At 70.2% G+C, this 14,671-nt stretch carries 11 protein-coding genes; 4 read left to right on the top strand and 7 right to left on the bottom strand.

What is annotated here, in order from left to right; translation table 11 throughout:
* The first annotated feature begins 1 nt into the window (after position 1).
* A complete protein-coding gene (locus tag ACIPVN_RS15180; protein ID WP_400444491.1) occupies positions 2-1,591 on the top strand; it encodes an acyl-CoA carboxylase subunit beta in 1,590 nt (529 codons plus the stop codon).
* Entirely contained in the window at positions 1,588-1,809 is a 222-nt protein-coding gene (locus ACIPVN_RS15175) for an acyl-CoA carboxylase subunit epsilon (protein ID WP_400444488.1), read from the top strand. Before ACIPVN_RS15180 ends, ACIPVN_RS15175 begins: the two co-directional genes overlap by 4 nt.
* Before the next feature lie 30 nt (positions 1,810-1,839).
* Here the strand turns inward: ACIPVN_RS15175 and ACIPVN_RS15170 are convergent, their stop codons facing one another.
* The 6 genes from ACIPVN_RS15170 to ACIPVN_RS15145 form a co-directional block, all read right to left on the bottom strand.
* Positions 1,840-4,848: an alpha-mannosidase gene (locus ACIPVN_RS15170; protein ID WP_400444485.1), complete on the bottom strand. Its 3,009-nt coding sequence runs from the start codon at positions 4,846-4,848 to the stop codon at positions 1,840-1,842.
* Positions 4,849-4,905: 57 nt separating this feature from the next.
* Positions 4,906-6,162, bottom strand: a complete 1,257-nt coding sequence (locus tag ACIPVN_RS15165; RefSeq protein WP_400444482.1) for an ROK family protein — start codon at positions 6,160-6,162, stop codon at positions 4,906-4,908.
* 276 nt (positions 6,163-6,438) lie between these two features.
* A complete protein-coding gene (locus ACIPVN_RS15160; RefSeq protein WP_400444479.1) occupies positions 6,439-7,449 on the bottom strand; it encodes a hypothetical protein in 1,011 nt (336 codons plus the stop codon).
* Positions 7,446-8,681 carry a sensor histidine kinase gene (locus ACIPVN_RS15155; protein WP_400444476.1) on the bottom strand — a complete coding sequence of 412 codons (1,236 nt, stop codon included), beginning with the start codon at positions 8,679-8,681 and terminating at the stop codon, positions 7,446-7,448. The genes ACIPVN_RS15160 and ACIPVN_RS15155 overlap by 4 nt, the downstream gene beginning before the upstream one ends.
* Positions 8,671-9,330, bottom strand: a complete 660-nt coding sequence (locus ACIPVN_RS15150; protein ID WP_400444473.1) for a response regulator — start codon at positions 9,328-9,330, stop codon at positions 8,671-8,673. The genes ACIPVN_RS15155 and ACIPVN_RS15150 overlap by 11 nt, the downstream gene beginning before the upstream one ends.
* Positions 9,331-9,343: 13 nt before the next feature.
* Positions 9,344-10,591: a class I SAM-dependent RNA methyltransferase gene (locus ACIPVN_RS15145; protein ID WP_400444471.1), complete on the bottom strand. Its 1,248-nt coding sequence runs from the start codon at positions 10,589-10,591 to the stop codon at positions 9,344-9,346.
* Positions 10,592-10,630: 39 nt separating this feature from the next.
* Here ACIPVN_RS15145 and ACIPVN_RS15140 point away from each other — a divergent pair, with 39 nt between their 5' ends.
* On the top strand, positions 10,631-11,284 hold the full coding sequence (locus ACIPVN_RS15140; RefSeq protein WP_400444469.1) for a Maf family protein: 654 nt from the start codon (positions 10,631-10,633) through the stop codon (positions 11,282-11,284).
* A gap of 78 nt (positions 11,285-11,362) precedes the next feature.
* The gene (locus ACIPVN_RS15135; protein ID WP_400444467.1) at positions 11,363-13,129 is read left to right on the top strand and encodes an acetyl/propionyl/methylcrotonyl-CoA carboxylase subunit alpha; all 1,767 of its coding nucleotides are present in this window, start codon (positions 11,363-11,365) and stop codon (positions 13,127-13,129) included.
* Between the two features lie 58 nt (positions 13,130-13,187).
* Here the strand turns inward: ACIPVN_RS15135 and ACIPVN_RS15130 are convergent, their stop codons facing one another.
* Positions 13,188-14,636, bottom strand: a complete 1,449-nt coding sequence (locus tag ACIPVN_RS15130) for an NAD(P)H-quinone dehydrogenase (protein WP_400444464.1) — start codon at positions 14,634-14,636, stop codon at positions 13,188-13,190.
* Between the last annotated feature and the right edge of the window lie 35 nt (positions 14,637-14,671).

Raw genomic sequence — 14,671 nt, 5'->3', positions numbered from 1 at the left:
CGTGACGGACAAGCCCGACCTCTTTACCACCGCCGGCAAGATCGCGGACCTGCGCGCTCGCTACACCGAAGCCGTCGTCGACGCAGAAGCGAAGGCGAAGGAGAAGCAGCACGCCAAGGGCAAGATGACCGCCCGCGAGCGCATCGAGCTGCTCGTCGATCCGGGAAGCTTCGTCGAGTTCGACGAATACGTGCGACACCGCACGACCGCATTCGGCATGGATCGCTCCCGGCCCTACGGCGACTCCGTCGTCACCGGTGTCGGCACGATCAACGGTCGCACGGTCGCGGTCTACTCCCAGGACTTCTCGACGTTCGGCGGCTCTCTCGGCGAGGTCGCCGGCGAGAAGATCATCAAGGTCATGGAGTTCGCCCTCGCGGGCGGCATGCCGTGCATCGGCATCCTCGACTCGGGAGGCGCGCGCATCCAGGAGGGTGTCGTCGCGCTCGGCAAGTACGGCGAGATCTTCCGCCTGAACACCCGCGCGTCGGGTGTCATCCCGCAGATCTCGATCATCATGGGCCCGGCGGCCGGCGGCGCGGTGTACTCCCCCGCCCTCACCGACTTCGTGATCATGGTCGACAAGACGAGCCAGATGTTCGTCACCGGCCCCGACGTCATCAAGACGGTCACCGGCGAGGACGTCGGGATGGAAGAGCTGGGCGGCGCATACACGCACAACACGCGGTCGGGCGTCGCGCACTACCTGGCGGAGGACGAGGACGACGCACTCGACTACGCGCGCACCCTGCTCGGGTTCCTGCCCGACAACAACATGGCCGAGCTCCCCTCGTACGAGGGCGTCTTCGAGTTCGAGACGACGGATGCCGATCGCTCGCTCAACACGATCATCCCGGACTCGGCGAACCAGCCGTACGACATGAAGACCGTCATCGAGCACGTCGTCGACGAGGGCGACTTCCTCGAGGTGCAGCCCCTTTTCGCGCCGAACATCGTCATCGGCTTCGGCCGCATCGAGGGACGCTCGGTGGGCATCATCGCCAATCAGCCCTCGCAGATGGCGGGCACGCTGAACATCGAGGCCGGCGAGAAGGCGAGCCGCTTCGTCCGCTTCTGCGATGCGTTCTCGATCCCGATCGTGACGCTCGTCGACGTGCCGGGCTACCTGCCGGGCACCGACCAGGAGTGGACCGGTGTCATCCGCCGAGGCGCCAAGCTGCTCTACGCCTACGCCGAGGCCACCGTGCCCCTGGTGACCGTCATCCTGCGCAAGGCCTATGGCGGCGCCTACATCGTGATGGGGTCGAAGCAGCTCGGTGCCGACGTCAACCTCGCGTGGCCGACCGCCGAGATCGCGGTCATGGGAGGCCAGGGCGCCGTCAACATCCTGTATCGCGGAGAGATCAAGAAGGCCGAGGAGGCCGGCGAAGACGTCGCCGCCGTGCGCACGCGCCTCGCGAACGAGTACACCTACAACGTGGCGTCCCCGTTCCTCGCCGCCGAGCGCGGTGAGCTCGACGGCATCATCGAACCCGCGAACACGCGCGTGTCGATCGCGAAGGCCCTCCGAGCCCTCCGCGGCAAGCGCGCCGAGCTTCCTCCCAAGAAGCACGGGAACATCCCGCTGTGAGTCTGCAGAACGACGACCGCCCGGCGCTCGAGATCACCCGCGGTACGGCGACCGAGGAGGAGCTCGCCGCGCTGATCGCCGTGGTCAGCGACGCCTACGCGGCCGAGGAGTCGAATGCCGTCGCCGAGGAGCCGGTCGTCTCGGCGTGGACGCGCACACAGCGCTCGCTGCGGAAGCCCCTGCGCCGGGACATCCCCTGGGGTCGCTTCGCCCGCTGAGCGCCGTCGGATTCGCCCCGAGCCCGCCGATCACCGCGCGAAGCGCAGCGTGACCAGCTGGAACGGCCGCAGCGACAGTTCGACGCCGCTCTCGACGCCCGTGACCGCCGCTCGCGGGATCTCCCGCTCGAGCAGATCCGTCTCGAGCACGGACCGGAAGGGGAACGACGGCCTGACCTCCCCGGCCGCGCGTCCGCCGTGCGCCTCGTACAGTCGGACGATCACATCTCCGCTGCGGTCCTCCGCGAGCTTGACCGCCTCGATCACGATCGCATCCGACGACACCGAGAGGAGCGGGCCGACAGGCCCCGCGCCGCGCAGGGGACGGGCGGGCAGATTCAGGCGGTACCCCTCGCGCACGGCATCCGCGATCCCCGCATCCGGACGGATGCCGACACGGAACGCGTGTCGTCCTTGATCGGCCTCCGGGTCGGGGAACAGCGGGGCGCGCAGGAGTGAGAGCCTCACCGTGGAGGTCGTTCCACCGCCCTCGCGCGGCGACCGTGTGATGTCGTGGCCGTAGGTCGAGTCGTTCGCGATCGCGACCCCGAAACCCGGTTCTCCGACGTGCACCCAGCGGTGCGCGACCGTCTCGAAGCGGGCGACGTCCCACGACGTGTTGGTGTGCGTGGGCCGGTGCACGTGACCGAACTGGATCTCGGATGCCGCGCGGTCGCTGTGCACGTCGAGCGGGAAGCCGAGCTTGAGCAGCTTCTGGCGCTCGTGCCAGTCGACGATCGTCTCGATGTCGAGGCTCGGGGATCCCGCTGCGAGCGTGAGGACCTGTGTGATGCGGGAGGCGCCGATCGCCCTTTCGATCCGCACGACGGCGGCGGTCGGGTGCGCGACGATCTCGACCTCCACGGCATCCCTCAGCTCGACGGCGTGACGACGATAGTGCTCGTCGATGTCCCAGGCATCCCACGCCGTGGGGGTGTCGCGGTGCAGCGTCAGCAGGTTGCCGTGCTCCCCCGCCGGAATCGTCTCACGCCCGGTCGCACGCACGCTCAGCGAGGTGATGAGTCCGTCGGCATCCACCACGACCCGCAGTCGCTCGTTCTCGAGCACGATCTCCTCGCCGTGGCCTCCGGCCCGCGCCGCCGTCGCTCCGGACTCGGCGACCCCGATCGCCAGTCCGGGCACTCCATCCGACGAGTAGGGGCTCGCGTTGGCGACCAGCTCCATCTCCCCCTGGCCCGCGACGACCGCGAGCGCCGTGTCGATGAGGCCGTCGAGCGTCTCGAGGACCTCCGCGTAGCGTCGCTCCGCCTCGCGGTGCACCCAGCCGATCGAGCTGCCGGGGAGGATGTCGTGGAACTGCTGCAGGAGCACGGTCTCCCACGCGTTCTCCAGCGCCTCGTGCGGGTACTCGGCACCCGCCACCGCCGCGGCCGTCGCCCACAGCTCGGCCTCGCGCAGGGCGTGCTCGCTGCGCCGATTGCCGCGCTTGGTGCGCGCTTGCGAGGTATAGGTCCCGCGGTGGAACTCGAGGTACATCTCCCCCGACCACACCGGCGGGTTCGGGTACTCGGCCTCGGCCGTCTCGAAGAAGCGCCGGGGATCGGAGAGCGTCACGGTCGGCGACCCCTCCAGTGAGCGCAGTCTCGCGGCGGCGGCGAGCATCTCGCGGGTCGGTCCCCCACCGCCGTCGCCGTATCCGAAGGGCACGAGCGAGGCGTTCGCCGCGCCCTTCTCGGCGAACTGGCGCTCGGCGCGGGCGAGGTCCGCACCGGAGAGCTGCGAGTTGTACGTGTCGACCGGTGGGAAGTGCGTGAAGATGCGGGTGCCGTCCAGACCCTCCCACGCGAAGGTGTGGTGCGGCATCGTGTTCGTCTCGTTCCACGACATCTTCTGCGTCAGCATCCAGCGCGACCCGGCGGCCCGGGCGATCTGCGGCAGAGCGGCCGAGTATCCGAAGGAATCGGGCAGCCAGACGTCGAGGGGCTCGACCCCGAACTCCTCGAGGAAGAACCGTTTGCCGCGCACGAACTGGCGCGCGAGAGCTTCACCTCCGGGCATGTTCGTGTCGGACTCCACCCACATACCGCCGGCGGGGTGGAAGCGACCGGCCGCGACCGCGGCGCGCAACCGCTCGAAGAGCTCGGGCTGGAAGCGCTTCAGCCAGGCGTACTGCTGCGCCGACGACGCCGCGAACGAGAACTCGGCGTCTTCACCGATCAGCGAGAGGACGTTCGAGAAGGTGCGCGCCACCTTGCGCTGCGTCTCGCGCACGGGCCACAGCCACGCGGAGTCGATATGGGCGTGTCCGACCGCGTGAGCGGAGTGCGCCGACGCGGATGCCCGGCGTCCGAGCACCTCCGCGAGAGCGGCCCGTGCATCGCCCGCGGTACCGGCGACGTCGTCCGGGTCCGTCGCGTCGACCGCGCGCTCGAGGGCACGCAGGATCTCGGCGCGACGGGAGGAGCTCTCGGGGAGTTCGGCGCGCAGACCGTCGAGCACGGCGACGTCCTGCAGCAGCTCCCAGACCGTGAGGTCGAGCACCGCCACCTCGGCGCGGCGCAGCTCGTACAGCGGTTCGTCGCCGGCGGAGTCCCACTCGCCCAGCGGCGTCGGGCGGAAGTCGCGGAACCCGTCGCCCACGTCCGGGTTCGCCGCCGCCTCGAGGTACAGCTCGATCGGGTCGCCCGGCGCACCGTCGAGCGGCACGTACGCGTTGCGCGGCTCCACCGCCTTGACGATGGATCCGTCCGGGCGGTACACCGTGCCCTCGGCCTGGAACCCCGGCTGCGCGCCGTGGAAGCCGAGATCGAAGACGAGCTCGGCTCGCTGCCCGGCATCCGTCTGCGGGATCGTCCCGGTCACCCGCAGCCACATCGTGCTCCAGGCACGCCCCCATGCCGTACCGACGGCGAAGGGGACGTACGTCTGCCCGACCGCCTCGGCGAACGGCACGGGCTCGCCCGGTACCACCCATGCCTCGAGCGCGAGCTCGTGCGCGTCGGCGTAGAGCGCGGGTTCGAGGCGCTCCCGGACGAACCTGTGGATGCGTGCTTCGACCAGGGAGGAATTGTCGTGCATGTAGGGGTTCCGATCGACGATGACGGGGGAACACCCCAGATACTACATCGATTGGATTTAAGGTGCGACGGACGTGACCGCGCGTTCCGAGAGCATCAACGTCGAGCTTCGCGGGCTGAGCGCCCGATCCAGCACCACGCACGCCGCGCCCACCGCTCCCACGTCGGCGCCCACGACGGTGCCGTCGATCGGGATCTCCCGCAGGGATCGCGTCGCACTCAGTCGCCGCACGTGCTCCGAGATCTCGGCGAGGTAGACCGCCGAGACGTACTCCCAGAACGGTCCCCCGAGCACGATGCGCTCCACATCGAGGACATCGGTGAGCACCACCAGGAGAGCGGCCGTGCAGCGCGCGGCGCGCGCGAGGATCGCGGAAGCCTCTGCATCCCCCTGCTCCGCCCGTACGCACAGGTGCGCGAACCGCGCTTCGAGTGCGCCGGGCTCGTCGTCGTCACCCTGCGGAGGCAGCACCCCCGCACGCACCGCCTGGCCCACGATTGCCTGCGGCGTGCACGTGACGGCGACGCACCCCCGAGAACCGCAGGCGCACGGCGGCCCCTCCGGATCGACCACGACGTGTCCGATCTCACCGAGGTTCCCCGTACGTCCGCGCGTCACATCGCCGTCGCGCGCGAGCGCCGCGCCGAGCCCCGTGCCGAGGTAGAGGAACACGAAGGAGTCGTCCACAGGGCCTCGGCGCGTCCACAGCTCACCCACGGCTGCAGCAGCGGTGTCCTTCTCCAGCGCCACCCCGAACCCGGTCGCGGCCGACAGCAGATCACGCAGGGGCACCCGGCGCCAGCCGCGCAGCATGGGCGGGTCGACCACGGTCCCGTTCGCCTCGTCGAGGGGTCCGGGAGCGGCGAGTCCGATCCCGGCGATCCGTGAGCGATCGACACCGGCCTCCGCGATGAGGGCATCGATCGCCTGCGCCATCTCGTCGATGACCGTCGCGGGCTCCGGCGATCCCACCGGGATCAGGCGCCTCGCGACCACCTCGCCGGTGAGGTCGAGGAGCACCACCGTCACCACGGCGGGATCGAGGTGAACGCCCACCGAGTACCGACTCTCGGCTATCAGACGGAGCAGGACGCGGGGCTTTCCCGGACCGTTGACGGCACGCCCGGCCTCGGTGATCAGTCCCTCGTCGAGGAGACGGCGGGTGATGTTCGTCAGGGTCTGCGCGGAGAGGCCCGTGGTCGCGGCGAGCTCCGTGCGGCTCAACGCATCCCCCGCGCGCCGGATCGCTTCGACCACGACCGCCTGATTGAAGTCGCCCATTCGGGGCAGGTTCGTTCCGCGCCGCGTGCTCATCCGGCCATCTTCCCGCATCGGCGCACCTATGTCCCCCAAAATACCTACAGACACGGGGGTTGTGAGCCGCGAAACTTATGGAGACGCTTCGCGTTCGATCGGTCTCTCTGTCCCAGGGTAGACAGACGGTGATCGATCATCCGCGGCTGGTTTTCGGGTAACTGAGCCGCATGGCGAGGGGCTGGCGATATCGCCGCCCCTCGCCCATTCTCACTTCTTCTTCGACTCCGGCACCCTCCCCCCGCCGGAGCCGGAGGGAGGCGCCATCACCGATTTTCAGTCGCGGGTCGCGCTCCGCGGGATCTCGTGCCACACATCGACCGAGTCGTCATCGCGCGATGATCCCGACCCCACACGCCCGACGACGGTCACGGCGGTGCGATCGTCCTTGGCGGACCGGATGATGAGGCGCCCCGCATGGGCTTCCGCGAGGACACCCGCGAGCTCGTCCCGGATCTCTACGCGACGCGCCTCGTCGACCCCGTCGAGACCGCCCTCGTCGAACACCGTGACGACCGCGCCGCGCCGCCGCGCCGCTTCGATCGCATCGCGCACCGCATCGTTGAGCAGGTCGGCTCCGCGCAGTTCGTCACGCAGGCGCCCTTCGGCGAGGCGGGCATCGAGTCGTTCCTCCTCGGTCAGCGAGCCACGCGTGGCCACCGTACGGCTGAGCACGGGGCCGGCGACCGCGAGCGCGAACTGGGTGCGCACGCGACGCTCGCGCTGACGCACGAGCTGGGTGGCGTGCCAGGCCGACACGGCCTGCTGGATCTCGGCGAGGCGCTCGGTGTCGCGTACCGCCCGGTCCCAGAACCACACCAGGAGGTTCGCGACGAAGACCCACATGATCGAACCCACCAGCCCGAGTTTGAGGGCGGTCAGGAATCCCAGGGCCAGCGATGACAGCGCGGCGAGGATGACGAGGATCAGCCACCCGGTGACGAACCGGCGGCGTACGACCACCACGACGCCGAGCAGCCCGACGGCGCCGATGTACCAGGTCGCAAACGGTGCCGTGCGCGACCCCTCGTCCATCGACGCGGTGACGGCGAACGGGATGATCGCGCTGACGACCACCGCGAGAATCGCCATCCACAGCGGGAGCTTGACGACCTCGGGCGAGCCGAGGATCGAGAGGTTGACGACGACGAGGTACAGAGCGATCGCGAGCACCATGAACAGCGGGGCGACCGGCTGGACGGGCGTCCACACGATGCCGGACGCGGCGCAGTAGAGCGCGAAACCCACGGCGAGAGACGTCGCGACACTCCGGACGGTACGATTCACTGCGCGCTCCACTCCAGCGTGACGATCGTTCCCTCGGCGTCCGAGTCGATCTGCGCCGTGCCGGCCACGCCCGCCATGCGCGCCAGGATCGACGCACGGATCCCGAGACGATCCTCGCCGATCGCGCCGAGGTCGAAGCCGCCGCCGGTATCGCTGACGATCACCTGAATGCCGTCGTCGCCCGTCGACGTCGCGACGATGTGCAGACCGCGACCGGCGGCGTGGGTGACGGCGTTGCCGATCGCCTGGCGCGCTGCGAGCACGAGCGCCCGCGCGACCCGCCCGGGGATCATGCCTGCCACGCCGCGCTCCTCGACGCTCGCGTCGACGCCCATCTCCGAGAGTGCCCGGCGCAGCTCCGCCACGATCTGACCGAGGGCGACCGGTTCGTCGCTGCCCTCCTGCGCCACCGCCGCCTCGGTGTTGGCGAGGCGCGTCAATGCCTCGCGTGCCATTGCGACCGCGAGTTCCTTCGCCCTCTCGCTTTCGGCGCGCTCCGCCGCGATGAGAGCGGCGAGGACGCTGTCGTGCATGAGGGCCGACATGGCGATGCGCTCCTCTTCGGCCGCGGCGGCCGCGGCGGCGGCGGCATAGGAGGCCACGGTGCGCCCGCGCGCATCGTCGACGCCGGCCGCGACGGAGCGGAACATCCACCCGAGCGAGATGATCACGATGCCGAGGATCAGCACGAACGAGACCTGGAACGCGGTCGTCACCCAGAACGATCGCGAGAACTCCCCCTGCACGAGCTGACCGTATCCGTAGACGAACGGGACCACGACCGCCCAGGCATACTGCACGCGCACCGGGAACGCGAGCATCGCCGCGGCCACGCCCACGTTGACCAGGTAGAAGATCCAGGGCTGCTCGGCCGCGCCCTCCGCGCCGTTCGTGTCGAACATCGGCCAGATCGCCAGCGCCAGCACGTAGACGATCGCGAACACACCGGAGGCGATGCGCGTGCCGCGGCCGACCACGCAGCATACGAGCATGCACACCAGCGGAATGTACACCGCGAAGAACACGACGGCGTGCGTGACGTCCGCGCGCGCGAGGGAGGGCACCGCGACGGTCAGGCTCTGCGCGGCGATCGCCGCGCACCCAATCGCCACGACGATCGCGACGATGCGCTCCATGCGCTTGCCGGTGAACCGCTCGAACTCGGTCTCGGCCGCACCGGGAGAGGGGATCTGACTCCACGCTTCACGGATGCTGAGGGACTCAGCGGCCACTCGACGCCCCGTCTGGCTCGACGATGCCGTCTTCCATCGCACGTCGGAGCAGGTCGACCTTCGTCGGCGCGGGGCGCCCGACCTCGACGTACTTCACGCGGATGCGGGTGATGTTCTCCTTGGCGGTGGAGTAGGCGACGCCCAGACGTTCGGCGACCGCCTTGAGCGGCAGCCCCGCGGCGTACAGGCGGAGCACCTCGCGCTCGCGGGTCGAGAGCTGGGCATCGGCGAAGTCGCGGTCACCGTCGACCGCACTCGCCCATTCCACGTTGTTCAGGGCCTCGCCGTGGGCGACCGTACGGATGGCGTCGAGCACGTCGTCGAGGGCGGAGGACTTGCTGACCACGCCCGCGGCTCCCGCGGCGAGCGCCTCGCGAACGGCGGCCGGACGATCGGCGACGCTGTGGATGACCACGCTCGCGCCGTCGGTGACGAGCGACGTGACGTTCTCGGTCACGGTCGTCCCGTCGCCGAGAGTGAGATCCAGCACGACGACCTCGGCGGGCGCGGCGCCCGAGGCGGCGCGCCAGTCGAGGTACGAGACGACGGTGCTGCCGGAGAAGACGACCGTCTGTCCGTCGCGCGCGCATGCCGCTTCGAGTCCCAGGCGGACGGACTCGTGATCATCGATGAGGGCGACCGTGCTCATCCCCACAGCCTAGTCAGCGGGTGAGCAGGGCGACGACCTCGAAGTGGTGCGAGTGCGGGAACAGGTCGAACCCGCGCAGCCGGTCGACCTTCCACCCGAGTCCCCGGAACGTGCCGAGGTCGCGAGCCAGGGCGACCGGATCGCACGCGACGTAGGCGATCGCCTCCGGTGCGAGGGCGTGCACCGCCTCGACGACCTGGCGGCCGGCGCCCGCGCGCGGCGGGTCGAGGATGACGGCGCCGGTGCGACCGCCGCCGGTGCGCGTGGCGAGGAACCGGTCGACCCGGGCCGTCACGGCGTTCACCGCGAGGGGGGCGAGGTTCTCGGCGGCATGCTGGGTCGCGCGGGCGCTCGACTCGACCGTCACGATGTCGGTGCCGCCGAGATCGGCGAGCGTCGCGGCGAACAGGCCCACCCCGCCGTAGAGGTCGAAGTGCGTCGCTCGCTCATCGACGTGGCCGTCGAGCAGGCCGTAGACCGCCGCATCCAGAACGGATGCCGCGCGCGGATGCACCTGCCAGAACCCGGTGGCGTCGACGGCGAACCGCCGGTCGTTCACGACCTCGTGGATGACCTCGGGTGCGGGGCGCTTGCGGAAGCCGCGGGCGACCTTCGCCGGGCGCTCTGTGGCGTCGCGGCGGATGACCCGCACCGTGCCGTCGGCCGGCTCGACGAGCTCGATGCGTCCCGGGGCCTCTCCGCGCAAGGAGAGCGCGGCCTCGGCGATGGCCGGGCGAGCGAGCGGGTGCGAGGTCACCGGGATCACGCGGTGGCTGCGGGCGGCGTACGGGCCCACCTGACCGGCGTCGTCGACGTGCAGCGTGACGCGGGTGCGCCAGCCGCTCCCGTCTCCCGACTCGACGGCTTCGATCTCGGGGGCCTCGAGGCCCGTGCCCGCGAAGCGGTCGAGCGCCTCGGTCAGCACCTGCCGCTTGAGGACGCGCTGGTGATCGAGATCGATATGCCCCAGATCGGCTCCGCCCGGACGGTCGGCGGGATCACGGGCGACATCTGCCTCGGACCAGAGGTGCGGCCGGCGATGCTCGGACGCGTCGAGCACCTCGACGGTCTCGGCGCGCCAGAAGCTGCGGGTCGAGGCATCCGCTCCCTCGCCGGGAGCGATCAGCCGTGCACGGACGCGCTCGCCCGGGATGGCATCGGAGACGAAGACGACGCGCCCTTCGTGGCGGGCGACGAAGGTGCCGCCGTGCGCGATCCCCGTGATGTCGAGGTCGAGCAGGTCCGCATCGGGGGAAGTCATCCTTCGAGGATACGGCGGTCCACGGATACGGTGGACCACATGCGCGTCTGCCTCGCCTCCACGTCTCCCGCCCGTCTGATGCTGCTGCGGCAGGCGGGGATCGAGCCGCTCACCCTCTCCCCCGACGTCGACGAGGACGCGGTGGCCGCGGCTGCAGCCGTCGAACGCGGCGCCGAGCTCCCGCCCGCGGAACTCGTGCTGCTGCTCGGCCGCGCGAAGGCCGCGGACGTGGCCCGTCGGCTCTCGGCCGAGGGCTCCTTCGACGGCGTCGTGATCGGGGGCGATTCGATGTTCGAGCTCGGCGGACGCGTCTACGGCAAGCCCTACACGGCCGAGGAGGCGACGCGGCGCTGGAAGGAGATGCGCGGGGCGACCGGCGTCCTCCACTCCGGACACTCGGTCTTCCGCGTCTCTCCCGGCGCGGAGCCGGTCGAGGCCACGGCGACGGCGGCGGCGTCCGTCACCTTCGCCGACGACATCACCGACGCGGAGATCGCGGCCTACGTCGCCTCGGGCGAGCCGTTGCTGGTCGCGGGCGCCTTCACGGTCGACAGTCTCGGCGGGGCGTTCATCACCCGGGTCGACGGCGATCCGTCGACCGTGGTGGGGATGTCTCTCTCGACCGTGCGGCGTCTCGCCGCCGAGCTCGGCGTCGTCTGGACGGACCTCTGGAACGCCCCGACCCCGTCGTAGACTCCCCTCCACGTTCTCGGCTCTTTCTTGTGGGGAGTCGTCAAATGGATCCCCCTGCTTCTCGCTAGGCTGGCAACCATGCCTGCTATCGCCAAGGTGCTCATCGCCAACCGCGGCGAGATCGCCGTCCGCATCATCCGCGCCGCCCGGGATTCCGGAATCGCCTCGGTCGCCGTCTACGCCGACCAGGACCGTGACGCGCTGCACACGCGACTCGCCGACGAGGCCTACGCACTCGAAGGCGCGACGAGCGCCGAGACGTACCTCCAGATCGAGAAGATCCTCTCCGTCGCCCGGCGCGCCGGCGCCGACGCCGTGCACCCCGGCTACGGCTTCCTCGCCGAGAACGCCGAGTTCGCCCGCGCCGTGATCGGTGCCGGACTCATCTGGATCGGCCCGTCGCCCGAGGCCATCGAGGCCCTCGGAGACAAGGTCACCGCGCGCCACGTGGCGGAGAAGGTGGGCGCACCCCTCGCCCCCGGCACGCCCGGTCCGGTCGAGACCGCCGACGAGGTCGTCGCCTTCGCGAAGGAATTCGGCCTGCCGATCGCCATCAAGGCGGCCTACGGCGGCGGCGGACGCGGCCTCAAGGTCGCCCGCGAGATCGACGAGGTCGCCGAGCTGTTCGAGTCGGCCACGCGCGAGGCGGTCGCGGCCTTCGGTCGCGGCGAGTGCTTCGTCGAGAAGTACCTCGACAAGCCGCGCCACGTCGAGACCCAGTGCCTGGCCGATGCCGAGGGCAATGTCGTCGTCATCTCGACCCGCGACTGCTCGCTGCAGCGTCGCCACCAGAAGCTCGTCGAGGAGGCGCCCGCGCCGTTCCTGACCGACGAGCAGAACGCCCAGCTCTACGCCGCGTCGAAGGCGATCCTCCAGGAGGTCGGCTACGTGGGTGCCGGAACCTGCGAGTTCCTGATCGGCGCCGACGGCACGGTCTCGTTCCTCGAGGTCAACACCCGTCTCCAGGTCGAGCACCCGGTCTCCGAGGAGGTCACCGGCATCGATCTCGTGCGCGAGCAGTTCCGCATCGCCGCGGGCGGCACGATCGACTACGCCGACCCCGAGCCCCAGGGCCACTCCTTCGAGTTCCGCATCAACGGCGAGGACCCCGGTCGCGGATTCCTCCCCCAGCCGGGCCCCGTCCACGTCTTCAAGACCTTCGGCGGCCCCGGCATCCGCCTCGACTCCGGCGTGACCGCCGGTGACACGGTGTCGGGCGCCTTCGACTCGCTGCTCGCGAAGATCATCGTCACCGGCAAGGACCGCGAAGAGGCGTTGGAGCGCTCGCGCCGAGCGCTCGACGAGTTCGAGGTCGCGGGTCTCCCCACCGTTCTCCCCTTCCACCGCAAGGTCGTGCGCGACCCCGCCTTCACCGCGGAGAACGGCGAGTTCGGCATCTTCACGCGCTGGATCGAGACCGAGTTCGTCAACGACATCCCCGCGTGGGACGGCGAGCTGGAGGCCCCGACCCCGGGTGCCGGCCGCCACACGGTGGTCGTGGAGGTCGCCGGTAAGCGCCTCGAGGTCAGCCTGCCCGACCGCGTGGCCGTCGCACCCGGCAGCGCCGGGCGTCCGGCCGCCGTGCCGCCCGCACGTCGCAGCCACGCCACCACTGCCAACGCGGGCGCCTCGGGCGATGCGGTCAAGTCGCCCATGCAGGCGACCGTCGTCAAGATCGCCGTCGAGGACGGACAGCAGGTCGTCAAGGGCGACCTCGTCGTCGTGCTCGAGGCCATGAAGATGGAACAGCCGCTGCAGGCCCACAAGGACGGCGTCGTCGGCAACATCAATGCGGATGCCGGTGCCACGGTCTCCGCCGGGCATCAGCTGCTCACGATCAGCTGACCGACCCGGCTCATGCGAAAGGCGCCCCACCGAGGTGGGGCGCCTTTCGTGTGGTCCGTCAGGAGATGTTGAACAGGTGCATCGCCCGGCTCGCGTCCGTGATGCTGCTCGACAGCGAGGGGTACGCCGCGAAGACGCGCGAGACCTGATCGACCGTGAGGCGCCGCTCGACCGCGATCGCGATCGGGTAGATCAGCTCGGAGGCCTTCGGAGCGACGATCACTCCGCCGATGACGGTTCCCGACCCCTTGCGGGCGATGAGCTTCACGAAGCCGTCTTTTATGCCCATCATCTTCGCGCGCGGGTTCGCCGCGAGCGGCAGCTTGTAGACCATGCCGTCGGCCTTGCCGTCCTGGACGTCCTTCTCGCCGTACCCGACTGTGGCGATCTCGGGGGCGGTGAAGATGTTCGACGTGATCTTGATCTGGTCGAGCGGGATCACGATGTCGCCGAGCGCATGGAACACGGCCGTGCGGCCCTGCATCGACGCGACCGAGGCGAGCGGGAAGAAGTTCGTGCAGTCGCCCACCGCGTAGATGTTGGGCACCGAGGTGCGCGCCACGCGGTTCACACGGATGTGCCCCTGCTCGGTGAGCTCGACGCCCGCCTCCGCCAGACCGATGTCGGCGGTGTTGGGGATGGACCCGACCGCCATGAGGCAGTGGCTGCCGTCGACCGTACGGCCGTCGGAGAGGGTGACGGTGACGCCGTCCTTCGTGGTCTCGACCTTGTCGGCGCGGGCCTTCGAGAGCACGGTCATGCCGCCGCGCTTGAAGACCTTCTCGAGCACGCGTGCGGCATCCTGGTCCTCGCCGGGGAGCACCTGGTCGCGACTGGAGACGAGAGTCACCTTCGCACCGAGGTTCATGTACGCGGAGGCGAACTCCGCGCCGGTGACCCCCGAGCCGACCACGATGAGGTGCTCGGGGAGGGACTTCATATCGTACAGCTGCGTCCACGTGAGGATCCGGCGGCCGTCGGGCTTGGCGGAGTCCAGCTCACGCGGAGCCGCGCCGACCGCCACCACGATGGTGTCGGCCTCGACGCGGTCGAAGTCGGTGCCCCCCTGCCCGGTCGAGACGACGATCGCGTCGGAACCCTCGAGGCGCCCGTGACCGGAGAGGATGCGCACGCCCGCTTCGAGGAGGGTCGCCCGCATGTCCTCCGACTGCTGCCCGGCGAGCGCCATCAGGCGCTTGTTGACGGCGGCGAGGTTGATCGCGATCTCGGGCTTGAGCGGCTTGCCTTTTTCACCCTTCGCGTAGAACTGCACACCGAGGTCGCTCGCCTCGGAGATCGCGACCGCGGCGTCGGCCGTGGCGATCAGGCTCTTCGACGGCACGACGTCGGTGAGGACGGCCGCACCGCCCACGCCGACGCGCTCGACCAGGGTCACCTCGGCTCCGAGCTGAGCGGCAGCCAGGGCCGCCTCGTAACCGCCGGGACCGCCGCCGAGGACGGCGACGCGCTGAGTGCGCTCGAAAGGGGTGGAAGACATGAAAGCCATTCTTCCGCAATCTTGGCAGCCGAGCCGTCACCTTC

The sequence above is a fragment of the Microbacterium sp. NPDC090003 genome, assembly GCF_044748385.1.
Lineage (GTDB): Bacteria > Actinomycetota > Actinomycetes > Actinomycetales > Microbacteriaceae > Microbacterium.
The sequence above is the reverse complement of the archived record's forward strand: the minus strand, read 5'-3'. Positions and strand labels throughout refer to the sequence as shown.

What these genes read in the sequence shown, in the direction of transcription:
- ACIPVN_RS15135 (WP_400444467.1), top strand. Translation starts at nt 11,363, where the DNA reads ATGCCTGCTATCGCCAAGGTGCTCATCGCCAACCGCGGCGAGATCGCC.
- ACIPVN_RS15150 (WP_400444473.1), bottom strand. Translation starts at nt 9,330, where the DNA reads ATGAGCACGGTCGCCCTCATCGATGATCACGAGTCCGTCCGCCTGGGA.
- ACIPVN_RS15145 (WP_400444471.1), bottom strand. Translation starts at nt 10,591, where the DNA reads ATGACTTCCCCCGATGCGGACCTGCTCGACCTCGACATCACGGGGATC.
- ACIPVN_RS15140 (WP_400444469.1), top strand. Translation starts at nt 10,631, where the DNA reads ATGCGCGTCTGCCTCGCCTCCACGTCTCCCGCCCGTCTGATGCTGCTG.
- ACIPVN_RS15170 (WP_400444485.1), bottom strand. Translation starts at nt 4,848, where the DNA reads ATGCACGACAATTCCTCCCTGGTCGAAGCACGCATCCACAGGTTCGTC.
- ACIPVN_RS15165 (WP_400444482.1), bottom strand. Translation starts at nt 6,162, where the DNA reads ATGAGCACGCGGCGCGGAACGAACCTGCCCCGAATGGGCGACTTCAAT.
- ACIPVN_RS15130 (WP_400444464.1), bottom strand. Translation starts at nt 14,636, where the DNA reads ATGGCTTTCATGTCTTCCACCCCTTTCGAGCGCACTCAGCGCGTCGCC.